The following is a 17,569-nucleotide window of genomic DNA, read 5'->3' as shown; positions in this document are numbered from 1 at the left end:
CCTATGGGATTGCCAGGCCGAGCAGGGCGGTGGCCAGCGTGAAGTAGATGAGGATACCGCCGATGTCGGCGAGCGAGGTGACTAGCGGTACGCTGGCGGTCGCCGGATCGAGGCGGAACTTGTTCAGGACCACCGGCAGCAGCATGCCGAGGATGCTGGCCACGGTGACGATGATGGTCATCGACAGCGCGACCAGCAGCGCGATCTCCGGCCCGCCACGCCAAAGCCCGACCAGCGATACCGCGACACCCATGCTGAGCCCGAGGGTCAGGGACACGCCCATCTCCTTGGCCCAAAGCCGGAGCCAGTCGCGCGCCGTGACCTCGCCGGTGGCCATGGCGCGCACCATCAGCGTGGAGCTCTGCGCGCCCGCGTTACCGCCGGAGGCGATCAGCAGCGGCAGGAAGAACACCAGCACCACCACCGCCTCGATGATGTCCTCGTACTGGGAGATCATCAGCGCGCCGATGGTGTTGAAGGCGACCAGACCGAGCAGCCAGCCGATGCGCTTGCGATAGAGCAGGAACGGGCTGGCCTCCTGCGGGGACAGCGGCAGGGTGCCCACCGAGCCCAGCTTGTGGAAGTCCTCGGTGGACTCGGCCTCGATCAGGTCCATCACGTCGTCGACCGTGACCACGCCCAGCAGCTCGCCGATCTCGCCGACCACCGGCAGGCTCTCCAGGTCGTAGTGCTGGATGCGGCGGGCGGCCTCCACCGCGTGTTCGGAGACCGCGATGGTGATCGGGTCGGCTTCGCCCAGCAGTTCGCGTACCGGGCTTTCGGCGCTGGCGCGCAGGAAGTGGCGGATGGGTATGGCGGCCAGCAGCACGCGGTCCTGATCGACCACGAAGATCACGTTGTTGGAGTGCTCGTCCGCGTTGCGGCGGATGAAGGCCAGGGCGCGCTTGAGTGTCCAGTCCGGGTCCACCGCGACCACGTCCGGCGACATCACGCGGCCGACCGAGTCCTCCGGGTAGTTGAGCTGCTTGAGTGCGCGGCGGATCGCGCGAAACGGCAGCAGGCGCAGGTAGCCGCGCAGGGTGTCCGGGTCCAGGGTCTGCAGCAGGGCGGTGAGGTCGTCCGCCTCCATCTCGGAGAGGATGAAGCGGGCGTCCTCGCGCGGCGAGGCCTCCAGCAGGCGGATCTGGTGCCCGGTGTCGAGGTAGGCGAAGACGTCCGCCTTGCGCCCGGGGGGCAGCAGGTTGAAGACGGCGATGAGGTCTTCCTCGCCCAGCTCCATCAGCGCGTGGGCGATATCCTGCACGCGCATGTAGTCGAGCAGTTCGTGGAGCCCGTCGCGGTCGTCCAGACGCAACAGCTCCTTCAGCTCGATGATGGACTGCTCGAGGTGAAGCTCCATGCCCTTCTCCCGGCGGCATCGGGGCAGCGCGCGGACTGTGCACGGGCACAGGCCATCGCGGCGCCGCACGAATGCGGTGAATGGTGCAGGTTCGGGTCGGGTGGGGCCCGGCCGTTCCCGGCTCTTTGATCAAAGAGGCCTGACGGGAAGCGACCGGTTAGGGAACGGACGCTTGCCGCTAGGCGCAGATAGATCGGCTGCGTGATCGGCTGCTTGATCGGCGTGTCAAGGCGCGTTCCCGTGTGTGGAGATGCCGCTTATTCTAACGGATGCCGGGCCTCAATCAACCGCTTGTGTGGCATTTTGAAACATTCATCTACTCTTCATGGTCATGTGGAGTCGGGGCCGGGTGTCTCCCGGGACGGCGCGACACCCCGGCTGGAACGGACAACAAAAGGCGGATTGTATGGCTGAGTCATCAGCGTTTTCGGGGCCGGTCCTGCGGCTGATCGGCGCGGCGTTTGCCTACCCCGGCGAGGGCGAGGTGCTGCACGGTGTGGACTTCGAGCTGGCGCCCGGCGAGCGCGTGGCGATTGTGGGCGAGAGCGGGAGTGGCAAGTCCACCCTGCTGCATCTGGCGGCCGGGCTGGAGGCGGCGGATCGCGGCGAGGTGCATCTGGCGGGCGAGGCGCTCGCGGGGCTGGACGAGGCGGCACGCACGCGGCTGCGCCGGGCCCGCGTGGGGATCGTGTTCCAGTCGTTCCATCTGATTCCGACGCTGACGGTGCTGGAGAACGTGATGCTGCCGCTGGAGCTGGCAACGCAGGCCGATGCGGCCGCCCGCCGCGAGCGCGCCGGACGCCAGCTGACAGCGGTCGGGCTGGGGGACAAGGGTGAGCGGTATCCGGAGGCGCTGTCGGGCGGCGAGCAGCAACGGGTCGCGATCGCGCGGGCGCTGGTGCACGAGCCGGCGCTGATCCTCGCCGACGAGCCGACCGGCAATCTCGACTCGCGCACCGGCGAGACGGTGTTCGGGCTGCTGCTGGAGCAAGTACGGGCGACCGGTTGTTCGTTGTTGCTGGTGACCCACAGCAATGAACTGGCGGGGCGGCTGGATCGGGTGCTGACGATGCGCGACGGGGTCCTTCAACCTCCGGAATCGGCGGAGGGGTTGCCGGCGTGAGCGCTCTCGTTCTGCGTGCGTGGCTGCGCGACTGGCGTCGGCGGCCGCTGCAGCGGGTGCTGACGCTGGTCGGTGTGATCATCGGCGTGGCGGTGGTGCTGGCGGTGGATCTGGCGAACCAGTCCGCCCAACGGGCCTTCGACCGTTCGATGGACGAGGTGGCCGGGGCCGCTACGCATCAGGTGCTGGGGCCGGCGAGCGGCTTCGACGAGGCCTTTTACCGCGAGCTGCGCATGGCCGGGTGGCGGGATACGGCCCCGATCGTGGAGGGCCCGGCGCGACTGCCGGATGGGACGACCATCTACGTGCTGGGCGTCGATCCGCTGGCCGAGGGGCCGTTTCGCGGGGCGGCCTCGGATATCGGCGATGCCCCGGTGCAGCGCCTGGTGACCGAGCCGGGGACCATCCTGCCGCCTGCGGGCTGGTTCCGGGCGAGCGGGGAGGCGCATGGGGCTCGATTGGCGCTGGAGGCGGCCGGGGGCGAGCGCGAGGTCACGCTGATCGACCGTGCCGCCGAACGGGACGAGGACCCGAGTGATGATGATGGGGATGGCGCGTCTGAGGATGCGGGCGCCGCGCTCTGGGTGACGGATATCGCCACGGCGCAGGTATTGCTCGACCGGCTGGGGCGGCTGGACCGGATCGACGTGCGGCTGGCCGATCACGAGGTCGGGGCCCTGGCCGACGTATTGCCCGCGGAACTGGAGCTGGTGGCGGTCGAGAGCCGGGGCCAGGCCGCGCGCCAGCTGGCGCAGGCGTTCCGCATCAACCTCACCGCGATGAGCCTGCTGGCGCTGTTGATCGCGGCGTTTCTGATCTACAACACGCAGACCTTTGCGGTACTGCGCCGGCGCGAGGTGATTGCCAGCCTGCGCCTGGTTGGTGTCGGGCGCCGGGCGATCTTCGGCGTGGTGCTGCTGGAGGCCCTGCTGGTCGGCGTGATCGGCACGCTGCTGGGCGCGCTGCTGGGGGTGGCCCTGGCGCAGGTGCTGGTCGCGCAGGTCGCGCAGACGGTGACGGACCACTTCTTTGCGGTGGCGGTGACCGGGGTCACGCCGCGGCCATTGGCGCTGGCCGCGGTGCTGCTGCTGGGCGTGGGGCTGTCGCTGGCGGCCGCACTGGCCCCGGCCTGGGAGGCGGCGCGGGTGGCCAGCCCGGCCGGCACCGGGCGCGGAGGGCTGGAAAGGCGTGCCCGTGGCTGGGCCGCGTGGCTGGCGCTGGCGTCTATCGTTTTGTTGCTGGCGGGCGTCGGGTTGATCGTGACCGGTGCCGGGGCGCTGGTGGGCGGGTTTGTCGCACTGTTCCTGCTGATTGCGGGGTTCGTGTTGCTGCTGCCCTGGGTGCTGGCGGGGACGCTGCGCGGCCTGGCGGTGCTGGTGCGCGGGGCGGCCCTGCCGCGCATTGCGGTCCGCAGCCTGGAGCGCAGCCTGTCGCGCAGCGCGCCCGCCACCTCGGCGCTGACCCTGGCGCTGGCGGCGGCCATCGGCGTGGCGGTGATGGTGGGGAGCTTTCGCGGCAGCGTGGAGCAGTGGCTGGGGCAGGCACTGACCTCGGACCTGTACGTGGTGCCGGCGGCCCCGGCCTCGGCGCGCGGTGGGGCGCGCCTGCCGGAGGACTGGACGGCCGAGCTGGTGGCCCGGTCGGGTGCTGTGTCGGTCAGTTCCGGCACCAGCCAGGAGGTCGTCAGTGACCGGGGGCTGGTGGACCTGTACGTGGTGCGTCCGCATGCCGACTGGCTGGACTACCTGCCGCTGCTGGAGGCGGCCGTGCCCCGCGAGGCGCTGGGGGCACGGCTGGCTGCGGACGATGCCGTGCTGGTGACCGAGCCGTTTGCCGCGCATCACGATGTTGGCGTGGGCGATCGGCTTTCGCTGGCCGCGTCTGGTGGGCGGCGGGCATTCGAGATCCTCGGGATCTATCGCGACTACGGGAACCCGCAGGGCACGGTGCTGATGACGCAGGCGGCGTTCGCGCGCGGGGGCGTGCCCGCGGACGGGGTGGGCTCGTTCGGGCTGCGCCTGCCGGATGGTGCCGACGCCGAGCAGGCGGTGGAGCACCTGAAGGCGTGGCTGGCGGCGCAGGACCACGCGGCGCTGGTGACGCGGCCGGGGGATATCGAGCAGGAGTCGATGGCGATCTTCGATCGGACCTTTGCGATCACGCATCTGTTGCGGGTGATCACGCTGGTGGTCGCGTTCATCGCGATCCTGGGGGCGTTGATTGCGTTGCAGATGGAACGGGCGCGCGAGTTCGCCACGCTGCGCAGCCTCGGCCTGTTGCCCGGCGGCGTGCGCGGGCTGGTGGTGCTGCAGGGCGGGGTGCTCGGGGTATTCGCCGCCCTGGCGGCGATCCCGCTCGGGCTGGGGATGGGCTGGTTGCTGATCGAGGTGATCAACCGCGAGGCCTTTGGCTGGGGGATGGACCTGCGCCTGCCCTGGGTCGAGGTCGGGGAGACCGTACTGCTGGGCGTGGGGGCTGCATTGCTGGCGTCGGTGATCCCCGCCTGGCGGATGGCGCGGATGCGGCTGGTGCCGGCGCTTAGGGAGGTGCCGTAATGCGGTGGTTTGATTTTGTAGGAGCGGGCTTGCCAGCGAATGGCTCGCGGCAGAATCCAGCGCGGGCGGGGGCTTCGCGGGCAAGCCCGCTCCTACAGGGGCTTCTGGTCATGTTGTTGGTGGGGTTACTGGCCGCATGCGGGGGTGTGGAGCCGCCGGAGGCGGACGATTCGGGGGTGACCGGGCTGCGGGTGAGCGAGGCCCTCGGGGGTGAGGACACCACGGGCTTTCGCCGCGCCGATGCGCCGCGGGCGTTCGAGTTTCCGCGCGATCATGGGCCGCATCCGGGGTTTCGCAACGAGTGGTGGTATCTGACGGGGAATCTGGACGGGCCCGAAGGCGAGCGGTTCGGTTTTCACGTGACGTTCTTCCGCGTGGGGCTGGCGCCTGGGCTCGCCGGGGATCCGGTCTGGCACGAGTCGGCCTGGGCCAGCCCCGATCTGTGGATGGTGCATACCGCGGTGCTGGACCGTTACGCGGGGTTTTACGCATCCGAGGAGCGGTTCGTGCGCGATGGCGGCGGGCTGGCCGGGGCGACCGAGCCGGTAGGGCGTGTCTGGGCCGAAGATTGGGAACTGGCCGGGCTGGAGGGGGCGCGCTGGACGCTGCGCTTCACGGTCGAGGACTACGTGCTGTCCCTGGAACTGGAGCCTGCGCGCGAGCCGGTGTTGCAGGGCGAGGCCGGCCTGAGCCAGAAGGGGCCGGAGCCGGGCGATGCCTCGTATTACTACTCGATGCCGCGTATCGCGGTGGCCGGCGAGGTGCGCCGTGCCTCGGGGGCAACGCTGGACGTGACCGGGCAGGCGTGGATGGATCGCGAATGGAGCACCAGTGCGCTGGCCGAGGATCAGGCGGGCTGGGACTGGTTTGCGCTGCAGCTGGATGACGGGCTGGACGTGATGTATTACCAGTTGCGCCGCCCCGATGGGACGCCGCACGAGTTATCGAAAGGTCGCTGGATGCCGGTGGATGCCGAGGACGCCCTACTGGAGCCAGAGTATATGCAACTCGAACCCACCCGCTACGCCACCCAGCCGTCCGGCAATCGCTATCCGGTGGAATGGTCGATGCGCATCGAGCCTCCGGATGGCGGGCCGGCGCGCGAGTGGACCGTGGTCGCGGTGCGCGACGAGCAGGAGATGGACACGGTGGTCCGCTATTGGGAAGGGGCCGTGGATATCCTCGACGCGGATGGCGAGCCGGTCGGCCGGGGCTTCGTGGAGTTGACGGGGTATGAGGACGGGTGAAGGCCTTGGCTTGGGGGTAGCTCTGCCCCCGGGCGTTGATGCGATTCGCTTCGCTCATTGCATCGATGATGTGGGGCGTTTGGAAAATGGGGTGGCGGTGCGCGCCACCCCGGGGGTTACCACTCCAGGGCTTCGTGGGCGGGGGCCAGGTCGAAGTCGTCCTCGAGGTGGGCGCGCAGGGCGCGTTCTTCCATCAGGCGTTCCAGGGCGCGGCGAGCGGCGTGGCGTGCCGGGCCGCGGTCATTGACGAGCTGGTTGTCGAACAGGCTGGCGATTTCGTCGGCACCATCGGCCACGTCGTCGATCGTCGGATCCATTGTCGGGTCTCCTGACAAGCCGGCCGGGCCACCCCGGACTGCGGTATCAGAAAAGCCTTATATATCGTTCCCGGCGCTGCGCAAGCAGAAAATTCTTATTGTTCGGCGGATTGTCTTATGGGCATGGCACGCCGAACTCGGGACGCTGCTTCTGGTCCATCGTGCACGAGTGACAGCGCTTCTCACTGTCATCCCAACCAGTCGCGAGGGCAGGCCATGCTGATCCGCACCCGACGTCGTTCCGAGTGTTCCCATAGCGAGATCACCCCGCCGGAGGTCTATGCGCGGCGGCGCGAGTTCCTGCGTGCCGGGGTCGGGTTGGGCGCGGGTCTTGCCCTGGGGGGACTGGGCATGGCGTTGCCGGCCTCGGCCGCGCTGCGCGGCTACCCGCTCGAGTTCGAGGGCAGCGACTACTCCACGGACGAGTCGAAGACCGCGTATGACGAGATCACCAGCTACAACAATTTCTTCGAGATGGGGCCGGGCAAGAGTGACCCCAAGACCTACGCCGACCAGCTGAAGACCGACCCCTGGACCATCACCGTGGACGGGCTGTGCGAGAACCCCGGCGAGTATGCGGTCGAGGACTTCATCAGCCCCTGGTCACTGGAGGAGCGGATCTATCGCATGCGCTGTGTCGAGGGCTGGTCCATGGTGATCCCGTGGATCGGCTTCGAGCTGAATCGCATCATCGAGAAGGCGCAGCCGCGCGGCGGTGCCCGCTATGTTGCCTTCGAGAGCATCTACGATCCGGACAACCTGCGCGGCCAGCGCCGCCGCCGCGGCAGTAGTGGCGGGCTCGAGTGGCCCTATACCGAGGGGCTGCGCCTGGACGAGGCGATGCATCCGCTGACGATTCTGGCCGTGGGGTTGTACGACGAGGTGTTGCCGAATCAGAACGGGGCGCCGATCCGCGTGGTGGTGCCGTGGAAGTATGGCTTCAAGAGCATCAAGTCGATCCAGCACATCCGTTTTGTCGAGGACCAGCCGCCGACCCTGTGGAATCAGGCGCAGTCCGACGAGTACGGTTTCTACAGCAACGTGAATCCGGACGTGGACCATCCGCGCTGGTCACAGCGCACCGAGCGCCGGATCGGCGAGTTCCGCCGCCGGCGCACGGAGATGTTCAACGGCTATGCCGATGAAGTCGCCTCGCTGTACGAGGGGATGGACCTGACGCGGTACATCTGACGCGGTGACGGCATGACGTCCTCAACGCGCCGGGCGCGCGCCCGGCCACCGCGTGGCGTCTGGTGGGCGGTGCTGCTGGCCTCGCTGGTCCCGGCGGCCTGGATTGGTTTGCGTACGCTGGGCTGGTTCGACGGGCTGGGCGTGAATCCGATCGAGAAGCTGCTGGAACTCTCCGGCACCCACGCGATGATTGCGCTGCTGATCGCGCTGGCGGTCACACCGCTGCGGCAGATGACGGGGCTGGCGTGGATTGTGCGGCTGCGGCGAATGCTGGGGCTGGTGGCGTTCGCTTACGTGACCGCCCACGCCCTGATCTGGCTGGGGGTGGATCTGTTCTTTGACTGGGAACTGGTGCTCTACGACCTGACTGAGCGCCCGTTCGTGATGGTCGGCTTCGCCGCCTGGGTGATCCTGCTGGCGTTGACGCTGACCTCCACCGACGGCGCCCAGCGCTGGCTCAAGAAGAAATGGGTCTGGCTGCACCGCGGGGTGTATCTGGCCGGGGTGCTGGCGGTGCTGCACTTCCTGTGGCTGGCACGCGCCGACTACGCGGAGGTCGCACTGTACGCGGCCATCCTCGCCTTCCTGCTCGGCTGGCGCGTGCTCTACCGCTGGCAATCCCGCCGCCGCTTCCATGCCCGCCGCGTTAGCGCGTGATCCCGACGCCGTTACGCCAACCATGAAGCCCACGAAGGAGGCCAATAGCCTGGAACCACAGAGTTCACAGAGAAGGGCAGGAAAGCTGATGGGATGCGGACAACAGGCTTGGCGCCCGGAGGCCGCATCCCACTACTTCTCGATTTTTCCTGATTCGCCACATGGGTCAGCCTGGCCCAGGAACCGTGCGGGCCCGGGTGTGTACCGCACCCGTCGGCCGAAGGTGGCCCTGGAGCGCAGCGGTACGCGCTCCAGGACTCCCCGCGCCGCCTGCTTCGTCATCCCGGAAACCGCGTAGCGGTTATCCGGGATCGCAGCGGCTGGGGTTGCCCCGACGGGGGAGATCCTGGCTCTTCGCTTCGCTCCGGCCGGGATGACAGTGCAGGGGCCAGGGCCGGGGAGGGTGACATTCCCAAAACGTCCGGATTTAAGCGACCTGCGACGGGCCATTTACGTCCCCGGATGATCCCCGTGACTGGCTGACTCTCGTCGCTAATCAGGCGATTTTTCCACCCTGGACCTGCTCTGTTTCCTCTGTGCCTTTCGTCGTCAACCGCCCTTGCCCTTCTTCGTGTGCTTCGTAGTGGATAAAAGGGGGGCGCGAAGGACGCTAGCTGGCGTTGAGGGTGATCAGGAATTCGAGCAGGGCCTTCTGGGCGTGCAGGCGGTTCTCGGCCTCGTCCCAGACGACGCTTTGCGGGCCTTCCAGGACATCCGTGGAGACCTCTTCCTCCCGGTGGGCCGGCAGGCAGTGCATGAACAGGGCGTCGTCGTTGGCGAGCCGCATCAGGTCGGCATCGACGAAGAAGCCGGAGAAGGCCCGGCGCCGCGCGCTCTTTTCCTGCTCCTGGCCCATGCTCGCCCAGACATCGGTGACGACCAGATCCGCACCCTCGGCCGCGGCACGGGCGTCGCGCGTCAGCTCGAAGTGTTCCTGCGTGGTTTCGACCACGCTGGGCTCCGGGTCGTAGCCTTCCGGGCAGGCGGCGACCAGCTGGAAATCCAGCTGGCGGGCGGCGTACATGTAGCTGTGGCACATGTTGTTGCCGTCGCCGATCCAGGCCACGCGCTTGCCACGGATGTCGCCGCGGTGCTCGACGTAGGTCTGCAGGTCGGCGAGCAGCTGCGCCGGGTGCTCCAGATCGGTCAGGCCGTTGATCACCGGGACCGAGGAGTGCTTGGCGAACAGTTCGATCTTCTCGTGCTCGTAGGTGCGGATCATCACGCAGTCGACCATGCGCGAGAGTACGCGGGCGGTGTCTTCGATCGGTTCGCCGCGGCCCAGCTGGGTGTCGCGCGGGGACAGGAACAGGGCGTTGCCGCCCAGCTGCTGCATGCCCACCTCGAACGACACCCGGGTGCGGGTGGAGGACTTCTCGAAGATCATGCCGAGCGTCTTGCCGCGCAGCAGGTCGTCGTGGTGCCCGCCCGACTTCAGCTGCTGCTTGAGCTCGATCGCCCGTTGCAGCAGGGCACGGGTTTCATCCCCGGAGAGATCGAGGAACGAGAGGTAATGGCGAGGGTTCATGCAGAGACCTCCTTGGGGACAGACGATGACAGGAAGGCATCCACCAGGTCGGCTACGGTGGCGGCGATCTGTTCCACCTGGTCGTCGTCGATGATGAGCGGCGGCAGCAGGCGGATCACGCGGTCCGCCGTCACGTTCAGGATCAGGCCGCGTTCCAGGGCGGCCATCACCAGCTCGCCCGCCGGGCGGTCCAGCTCGATGCCGATCATCAGGCCGCGGCCGCGCACGGCGACGACGCCCGGGTGATCGCTCAGGCGGTCGCGCAGGCGACCCAGCAGGAATTCGCCCTGGCGGGCGGCCTGTTCGCACAGGGCCTCGTCCTGCATGACGTCGAGCACGGCCAGCGCCGCCCGGCACACCAGCGGATTGCCGCCGAAGGTGGTGCCGTGCATGCCGGGACTGAACAGCTCGCGCGCCGCACCGGCCACCAGATTGGCGCCAATGGGGATGCCGTTGCCGAGACCCTTGGCCAGGCTGACCACGTCCGGCGTGATGCCCTCGTGCTGGAAGGCGAACCAGTATCCGGTGCGCCCGATGCCCGCCTGGATCTCGTCCAGCATCAGCAGCCAGTCCTTGCGGTCGGCCAGCTCGCGCAGGCGCCGCAGGTAGCCAGGGGGCGGGACATGGACCCCGCCTTCGCCGGTGACCGGCTCAACCAGGATTGCGACCACGTCGGGGTCTTCGGCCAGGGCCTCCACCGCATCGAAGTCGCCATGCGGGACATGCACGAAGCCCGAGACCAGCGGTTCGAACCCGGCCCGCACCTTGGGGTTTCCGGTGGCGGACAGCGTGGCCAGGGTGCGGCCGTGGAAGCTGCCCTCCATCACCACGATCTTGGGCTCGGCGATGCCCCGGGCGCGGCCGTGCAGGCGGGCGAGCTTGATCGCCGCTTCGTTGGCCTCGGCTCCGGAGTTGCAGAAGAACGCGCGGTCCATGCCGGCCAGCTTGCACAGACGCCGGGCCAGCTGTTCCTGCAGCGGGATGCGGTACAGGTTGGAGGTATGCACCAGCGTGCTGGCCTGGTCGCAGATGGCCTGGGCCACCTTGGGGTGGGCATGTCCGAGACCGCACACGGCAATGCCGGACAGGGCATCCAGATAGCGCTTGCCGTCGGTGTCCCACAGCCAGGCGCCTTCGCCGCGTTCAAAGGCGACGGGCAGGCGCTTGTAGGTGTTCTGCAGGGCGTCGTTCATTGGGTTCTCCGAAACCAAAGAGCCGGCGGAGGACCGCCGGCTCGATGAAAGGCGCAGCCGCATCATGCGGCCAAAGGCGCCTAGTATATAAACCCTTTGGGGTTTACTTCATCTGCTGGGCAGCAAAGTCCCAGTTGACCACGGCCCAGAAGTTCTCGAGGTACTTCGGGCGCGCGTTGCGATAGTCGATGTAGTAGGCGTGTTCCCAGACGTCGCAGGTCAGCAGCGGGGTCTTGCCGTCGCGCAGCGGGTTGGCGGCGTTGGAGGTGTTGACGATCTCCACCGAGCCATCACTGTTCTGCACCAGCCAGGTCCAGCCGGAACCGAAGTTGCCGACGGCGGATTCGTTGAACTTCTCCTTGAAGGCATCGAACGAACCGAAGGCGCTGTTGATCGCGTCCGCGAGCTTGCCGGAAGGTTCGCCGCCGGCGTTCGGGGCCATGCAGTTGAAGTAGAAGGTGTGGTTCCAGACCTGGGCGCCGTTGTTGAAGATGCCGCCGGCCGGGGCCTTCTTGATGATGTCTTCCAGCGAGGCATTTTCGAACTCGGAACCCGGCAACAGGCCGTTCAGCTTGGTCACGTAGGTCGCGTGGTGCTTGTCGTGATGGTATTCCAGCGTCTCGGCGGAGATGTGCGGCTCCAGCGCGTTCTTGGCGTAGGGCAGATCGGGCAGTTCGTAGGCCATGAAAGACTCCTTGTACGGTGTCGTGAGAAACTGAGGCGGCGTCGCACCCGAACCGGGAGCGACGCATAACGGGTTAACGATAGTCACGTTGCCCGGGCGATGCAATTCCCGATGATGCCGGTTGGTTTTCACCCCGGCGGATTTCCCACAAGACGAGGCGCATGGCGGATACCGACGAGACGGGGCAGGAAGGCGAAGCGGCGGTGGCGAAGGGCTCGACGGTGGACTGGCGCGCCCGGATCGGCCTGATGCTGGGCCCGGCGATCTTTGTGCTGTTCCTGCTGGTGCCAGCGCCGACGGGGTTCGATCCGGCCGCTTGGTGGGTGCTGGGGCTGACGCTGTTCATGGCGACCTGGTGGATCAGCGAGGCGTTGCCGCTGCCGGTCACGGCGCTGCTGCCGATCGCGATCCTCCCTGTCCTCGACATCACCTCCATGGAGAACGCGACCGCGCCCTACGCGAACCCGATCATCTTCCTGTTCATGGGTGGCTTTGCGATCGCCTTGGCGGTGCAACGCTGGGATTTGCACCGGCGCATGGCGCTGGCGATCGTGGCCCGTTCCGGGAATCGTCTGCACGCCCTGGTCGGGGCCTTCATGCTGGCCACGGCCGGGTTGTCCATGTGGGTCAGCAATACCGCGACCGCGGCGCTGATGCTGCCGATCGCCCTGTCGGTACTGGGCCTGATTGAACGTGGTGCATCGCCACAGGGGCCGGGGGCGAGTGCGGAGTCGCGGCGCCCGGCCCTGGCGTTGTTGCTGGGGATCGCCTTTGCCGCAAACATCGGGGGCATGGCGACCATTATCGGCTCGCCGCCGAACGCCCTGACCGCGGCCTATCTCGGGGATCGCCACGGGATGGAGATCGGGTTTCTGGAGTGGATGACCCTGGGCCTGCCGCTGGCGGCGATCCTCCTGGCCCTCGCGTGGTGGCTGCTGACGCGCTGGGTGTTCCCGGTGCACCGGATAGAACTGAACGGCCTGCGCGCCCTGCTGGACGAGCAGCGCGCCACGGTCGGGCGCTGGTCGACCGCAGAGAAGCGCGTGGCGGCGGTGTTCGTGCTGGTCGCGCTCGCCTGGCTGACACGGCCGCTGCTGGAGGGCTGGTTGCCCATCTCGCTGACCGATGCCGGCATTGCGATCCTGGGCGCCGGCTTGTTGTTCCTGATCCCCTCGGGTTCCATGGGGCAGCGCAGGTTGTTGGCCTGGGACAACACCCGCGAGCTGCCCTGGGGCGTTCTGCTGCTGGTCGGAGGCGGCCTGAGCCTGGGGGCGGCCATCGAGTCCAGTGGTCTGGCGGAGCTGGCGGCCGATGCCCTGGTGATCGCGCAGACCTGGCCGCTGATCCTGATCATGGCCGGGGTGGTGTTGCTGACCATGACGCTGAGCCACGTAACCAGCAATACGGCCACGGCCGCGACGTTGCTACCCCTGGTCACCGCGTTTGCGCTGAGCATGGACGTGCCGGTACTGATGCTGGCACTACCCGTCGCCTTTGCCGCTTCCGTGGCCTTCATGCTGCCGGTGGCGACCCCGCCGAATGCCATCGTGTTCGCCAGCAACCGCCTGCAGGTGCTGGACATGGTGCGGGGCGGGGCACTGCTTTCCGTGGTGGCGCTGGTGCTGATCAGCCTGGCGGTCTACGTCTTCGCCGAGGCCCTGCTGTTGTAGCTGCTGCGCGGATTCGTTCTGTGATGGCCGTGTCCCCGACGTTCTTGTGGGGATGAAAAGCCTTCCATGCTCAAGTTCTAGGATTCGCCGCCGCTAGGGAGGGCGAACGGCCCATTATTTTGCGAGCTGGCGCTGACCGGCGGACCGAAGGACGCACAGACATGTTCAACAATATTCGAATTGGCGTACGGCTCATGGTGGGCATCATCGGCGTGGTGGTCCTCGCCGTGGTGCTGACCCTGGTCGTGGTGATGAATGCCCTGGGTACGATGGCGGACAGGGCGGAGCAGCGTGAGCTGAACGACTTGGCTGGCCAGTTGCTGGACCGGCTGGACCAGGAGTCGGCGCGCGCGACCGCGATGGCGGAGACCGTGGCGCGCATCCCGGATGTGCAGGAGGCCATGGCCAATGGGGATCGCGATCGGTTGGCCGCACTGACCGTTCCGAGTTTCGAGTCCCTGAGCGCCGATTACGGCGTGCGCCAGTATCAGTTCCACACGCCGCCGGCGACCTCCTTCCTGCGCGTGCATCGCCCGGATCGTTATGGCGATGACCTGTCCGGTTTTCGCCAGACGGTCGTCGACACCAACGACCGCCGGGCCCCGATCTCGGGCCTGGAAGAGGGCGTGGCCGGCTTGGGAATCCGCGGCGTGGTCCCGATCGCTCACAACGGGGAGCACGTGGGTTCGGTGGAGTTCGGGCTGTCCTTCGGCGACCCCTTCTTCGAGCAGTTCACCGAGGAGTTGGGAGCGCCGGTCGCGCTCTACCTGCGCGATGAGGGACGGTTCAACCGCTTTGGCGGGACCATCGAAGGCGAAGCGACCTTCAATGCGGCCGAGATGCGCGAAGTGCTCCAGGGCGAGCGTCTGGTGCGCAACGTGACCTACCAGGGCGAGCCGATGGCGGTGATTGCCCGGCCGGTGCGCGATTTCTCCGGCGATGCGGTGGGTGTGCTGGAACTGATGGTGGACCGCAGCGCCTACGTGACCATGACCCGCAACGCCACCGGCACGGTGGTCATGGTCGGCGTGATCGCGGTGGTTCTGGGCGCGCTGCTGGCCTGGTTCCTGACCCGCAGCATCGTGCGCCCGCTGTGCCAGACGGTGGAGCGTCTGGACGACATCGCCAGTGGCGAGGGTGACCTGACGCGCCAGCTGGAGGTGTCCGGCCGGAACGAGCTGGGCGATCTGGCGGTGGTGTTCAACCGCTTTGTCGAGAAAATTCGCGTGTTGATCCAGCAAGTGGCGGCGGGTTCCGATCAGGTCGCTGCGGCGTCCAACGAGCTGTCCGCGACCAGCGAGGAGACCAACGAGCAGGTGCGCCGTCAGAAGGCGGAGACCGACCAGGTCGCCACCGCGATGAACGAGATGACCGCCACCGTGCAGGAAGTCGCCCGCAATGCCGCGGATGCGGCGGCGGCCGCCCAGGCTACGGACCAGGACGCCGTGGCCGGACAGCAGGTGGTGCAGAAGACGGTCACCGCGATCAACGGCCTGTCCAGGCAGGTCGACAATGCGGCCGAGGTGGTCACCCGGCTGTCGCAGGATGCCGAGCAGATCAACAAGGTCCTCGAGGTGATCGGCGACATTGCCGACCAGACCAACCTGCTGGCGCTGAATGCCGCGATCGAGGCGGCCCGCGCTGGCGAGCAGGGCCGCGGCTTCGCCGTGGTGGCCGACGAGGTACGCACCCTGGCCAGCCGGACGCAGGACTCGACGCACGAGATCCAGCAGATGATCGAGCGGGTCCAGAGCGGTACGCGCGAGGCGGTGCAGGCGATGGAAGATGGGCGTTCCAAGGCCCACGAGAGTGTCGAGCAGGTGAACCTCGCCGGCGAATCGCTCAACGCGATCACCCAGTCGGTGACCCGCATCAGCGACATGAACACGCAGATCGCCAGCGCCGCCGAGGAGCAGTCCACCGTGGCCGAGGAGATCAACCGCAACGTGGCCAACATCACCGAGGTGCTGGACCAGACCGCGGCGGGCTCCGAGCAGATCCGCAATGCCTCGGAGGAGCTGTCCAAGCTCGCGTCCCAGCAGCAGGAGCGCGTGGGTCAGTTCAAGGTCTGATACACGATTTGATGGTATCGAGCCCGCCTCCCTGTTCGGGGAGCGCGGGCTTTTTTATGCGTGTGGGGAAAAGGGCTGTTTCACCACGAAGTCTACGAAGACACCAAGAAGGGCCAGGTCAAGGGCGATTGGACCACGGAGGACACAGAGGACTGGGAGAAGGGCTGGGAGAAGGGCTGGGAAGGAACAGGTCGGATGATGGCCGTACGATGTCAGACCACAGTTCGATCGTGATCCTTCGTCACTGTCCTTGCCGTTATCTGTGACCTCTGTGGTTCAGGCCTTTTACCCGTCTTCGTGCCTTCGTCGGCTTCGTGGTGAATAAAGGCCCTTACTGAGCGGGAAAGAGGCGTTCGCCGTTTTCGAAGGCAATGGCGCGGGCGACGTTGTCGGGCAGCTGGTCGAGCCAGGCGCGGGTCTCGTCTTTCAGGTGGGTGTACTGTTCCCAGCGCGTGGTGGTGAAGGTGTCCACGCCGATCATGAAGCGATCCGGATGGGTGAGGAACAGCTCGAACCAGGCGTCGTCGATCTGACCACCGGGGTTGATGCGCGGGTTGCGCATGGACAGGTCCATGTTCATGCGCGGGTGGCGCTCGAGGTAGTCCTGCACCAGGGGCGGGTAGGCGTAGCTGCCGGCGTGGGCCCAGAGGATGCGGACCTCGGGGTGGGTGGCGTAGGCATGGTCGATCACGGCGGGGTCGCCGTGGATCATGATGGTCAGATCGCGGGCGACGGCCAGGTCCAGCAACTGTTCGAAGCCGGGTCCGAAGCGGTCGTCTGCCAGGATGTGAAACTCGCCCAGCCCGCGCCAGGCCACGTCGGATTCGTCCAGCATGTCGGCAATGCGGGCGCCCAGGTCCTCGACGTGCATCCAGTCCATCTTCTTGCCCAGGCGGTGGGAGACTTCCAGAAACGGCACGATGCGGGTATCCGAGCCCGCTTGCAGGCGACGAATCAAGCCGCCTTCGGTCGACATGACGATGGCGCTGCGCACGTCATTGGAGGCCAGGGTGCGGCCCACGTCGCTGATGCCAAAGGTTTCGGCCACCGCCGGGCGATAGTGCAGGTGGGCATCGAAGATCGGCGGCTCGGCGCTGGCGACGGTGAAGGGCAGGGCCAGCCCGAGCGTGGCGCCGAGCAGGGAACGGTGGAGGCGATGGTGCATGGACAGACCCTTCGGAAGCCGATTCGACATCAGGAACGCGGCGGACTGTTGGGCGCAGGGGTCGGATCGGTCGTCTGTGCCGGATCGAAGCGCTCGCGCAGGTAGCGGATGATGGCATCGGATTCGTACAGCCAGCGCACCGAGCCGTCTTCTTCCTCGATTCGCAGGCAGGGCACCTGCAGGCGGCCGCCCTCGTTCTGCAGTTCCTCGCGCCAGGGGCCGGTGGCCTGGGCGTTGCGCAGTTCGATATCCAGCGACAGGCGCTGCATCGCGCGGCGGGCCTTGATGCAGAACGGGCACGCCGGGAAGTGATACAGGGCAAGGCGTTGCGTCTGTTCGTCGATTCGGGCTTGCTCGGCCGGGTCCCGTTCGATGCCGCGTGGGCGCGAGACGCGCTCACCGATCAGCATGAACGGGGTCAGAATCAGGCGGACGCCACGGAAGAAGGTGCGAATCAGGAATCTCATGGCGAAAGGATGCCACAGGAGCCCGACACCGTTACAGCATCTCGAGCGATGGCGGCGTTAGTTTCACCCTCAAACCATAGGGAAACACTGATCAATGAACGCGTTCGCGCTCGAGTCGCTTTTGCGTGCGAACAAGGCGCGGTGACTGCCGTGCAGTCATTCTGCACAAGGGAGCCGCAACGCTGTGCGCGCGCCCGTTTTTGATAACAACGGGCGGCCGAGCCCCTGCTTTCAATAACTTGCGGGGTTGGCACCCCAGGTTCCCCGATCCTGCGTTGCGCCGCTTACAGGTAGAACCACTACCTGTTGCACGACGCGCCTTGTCTCGGAAAACCTGGG

General features: G+C 67.2%; 14 protein-coding genes. 7 read left to right on the top strand and 7 right to left on the bottom strand.

All coding sequences use genetic code 11. From position 1 onward, the window contains the following. Position 1 precedes the first annotated feature (1 nt). Positions 2-1,360 (bottom strand): magnesium transporter, encoded by a 1,359-nt coding sequence (mgtE, locus tag F792_RS0113300; protein WP_018145399.1) that lies wholly within the window; start codon positions 1,358-1,360, stop codon positions 2-4. A gap of 406 nt (positions 1,361-1,766) precedes the next feature. On the opposite strand from mgtE, the gene F792_RS0113295 reads away from it, so the two are divergent. From F792_RS0113295 to F792_RS0113285, 3 genes are all read left to right on the top strand, one after another. Next, positions 1,767-2,483: an ABC transporter ATP-binding protein gene (locus F792_RS0113295; RefSeq protein ID WP_018170018.1), complete on the top strand. Its 717-nt coding sequence runs from the start codon at positions 1,767-1,769 to the stop codon at positions 2,481-2,483. Then, positions 2,480-5,038, top strand: coding sequence for an ABC transporter permease (locus F792_RS0113290; protein WP_018170017.1), 2,559 nt, complete (start codon positions 2,480-2,482; stop codon positions 5,036-5,038). The genes F792_RS0113295 and F792_RS0113290 overlap by 4 nt, the downstream gene beginning before the upstream one ends. A 110-nt stretch (positions 5,039-5,148) precedes the next feature. Then, entirely contained in the window at positions 5,149-6,285 is a 1,137-nt protein-coding gene (locus tag F792_RS0113285; protein ID WP_026305980.1) for a lipocalin-like domain-containing protein, read from the top strand. A gap of 116 nt (positions 6,286-6,401) precedes the next feature. On the opposite strand, the gene F792_RS0113280 is transcribed toward F792_RS0113285, so the two are convergent. Beyond that, complete coding sequence (locus F792_RS0113280; protein WP_018145403.1) at positions 6,402-6,602, bottom strand: PA3496 family putative envelope integrity protein; 201 nt, start codon at positions 6,600-6,602, stop codon at positions 6,402-6,404. Between the two features lie 216 nt (positions 6,603-6,818). Here F792_RS0113280 and msrP point away from each other — a divergent pair, with 216 nt between their 5' ends. Beyond that, positions 6,819-7,793, top strand: a complete 975-nt coding sequence (gene msrP / locus F792_RS0113275; RefSeq protein WP_018170015.1) for a protein-methionine-sulfoxide reductase catalytic subunit MsrP — start codon at positions 6,819-6,821, stop codon at positions 7,791-7,793. A gap of 12 nt (positions 7,794-7,805) precedes the next feature. Beyond that, a complete protein-coding gene (locus F792_RS0113270; protein WP_026305979.1) occupies positions 7,806-8,450 on the top strand; it encodes a sulfite oxidase heme-binding subunit YedZ in 645 nt (214 codons plus the stop codon). 610 nt (positions 8,451-9,060) lie between these two features. Here F792_RS0113270 and argF read toward each other — a convergent pair. The 3 genes from argF to F792_RS0113255 all read right to left on the bottom strand — a co-directional run bounded on the left by argF (position 9,061) and on the right by F792_RS0113255 (position 11,856). Continuing rightward, entirely contained in the window at positions 9,061-9,978 is a 918-nt protein-coding gene (argF, locus tag F792_RS0113265; protein ID WP_018145406.1) for an ornithine carbamoyltransferase, read from the bottom strand. After that, positions 9,975-11,171, bottom strand: coding sequence for an acetylornithine transaminase (locus F792_RS0113260; RefSeq protein ID WP_018170013.1), 1,197 nt, complete (start codon positions 11,169-11,171; stop codon positions 9,975-9,977). The genes argF and F792_RS0113260 overlap by 4 nt, the downstream gene beginning before the upstream one ends. A 103-nt stretch (positions 11,172-11,274) precedes the next feature. Continuing rightward, complete coding sequence (locus F792_RS0113255) at positions 11,275-11,856, bottom strand: superoxide dismutase (protein ID WP_018145408.1); 582 nt, start codon at positions 11,854-11,856, stop codon at positions 11,275-11,277. A gap of 161 nt (positions 11,857-12,017) precedes the next feature. Here F792_RS0113255 and F792_RS0113250 point away from each other — a divergent pair, with 161 nt between their 5' ends. Then, positions 12,018-13,526 (top strand): DASS family sodium-coupled anion symporter, encoded by a 1,509-nt coding sequence (locus tag F792_RS0113250; RefSeq protein WP_018170012.1) that lies wholly within the window; start codon positions 12,018-12,020, stop codon positions 13,524-13,526. 161 nt (positions 13,527-13,687) lie between these two features. Next, positions 13,688-15,598, top strand: coding sequence for a methyl-accepting chemotaxis protein (locus F792_RS0113245; RefSeq protein ID WP_018170011.1), 1,911 nt, complete (start codon positions 13,688-13,690; stop codon positions 15,596-15,598). 331 nt (positions 15,599-15,929) lie between these two features. On the opposite strand, the gene F792_RS0113240 is transcribed toward F792_RS0113245, so the two are convergent. Next, positions 15,930-16,763: an amidohydrolase family protein gene (locus F792_RS0113240; protein WP_018170010.1), complete on the bottom strand. Its 834-nt coding sequence runs from the start codon at positions 16,761-16,763 to the stop codon at positions 15,930-15,932. Positions 16,764-16,792: 29 nt separating this feature from the next. Next, positions 16,793-17,230, bottom strand: coding sequence for a glutathione S-transferase N-terminal domain-containing protein (locus F792_RS0113235; protein ID WP_018170009.1), 438 nt, complete (start codon positions 17,228-17,230; stop codon positions 16,793-16,795). Positions 17,231-17,569 lie beyond the last annotated feature (339 nt).

Source organism: Thioalkalivibrio sp. ALMg9 (assembly GCF_000380625.1).
Lineage (GTDB): Bacteria > Pseudomonadota > Gammaproteobacteria > Ectothiorhodospirales > Ectothiorhodospiraceae > Thioalkalivibrio > Thioalkalivibrio versutus.
This window is presented reverse-complemented; position numbering and strand designations above follow the sequence as displayed.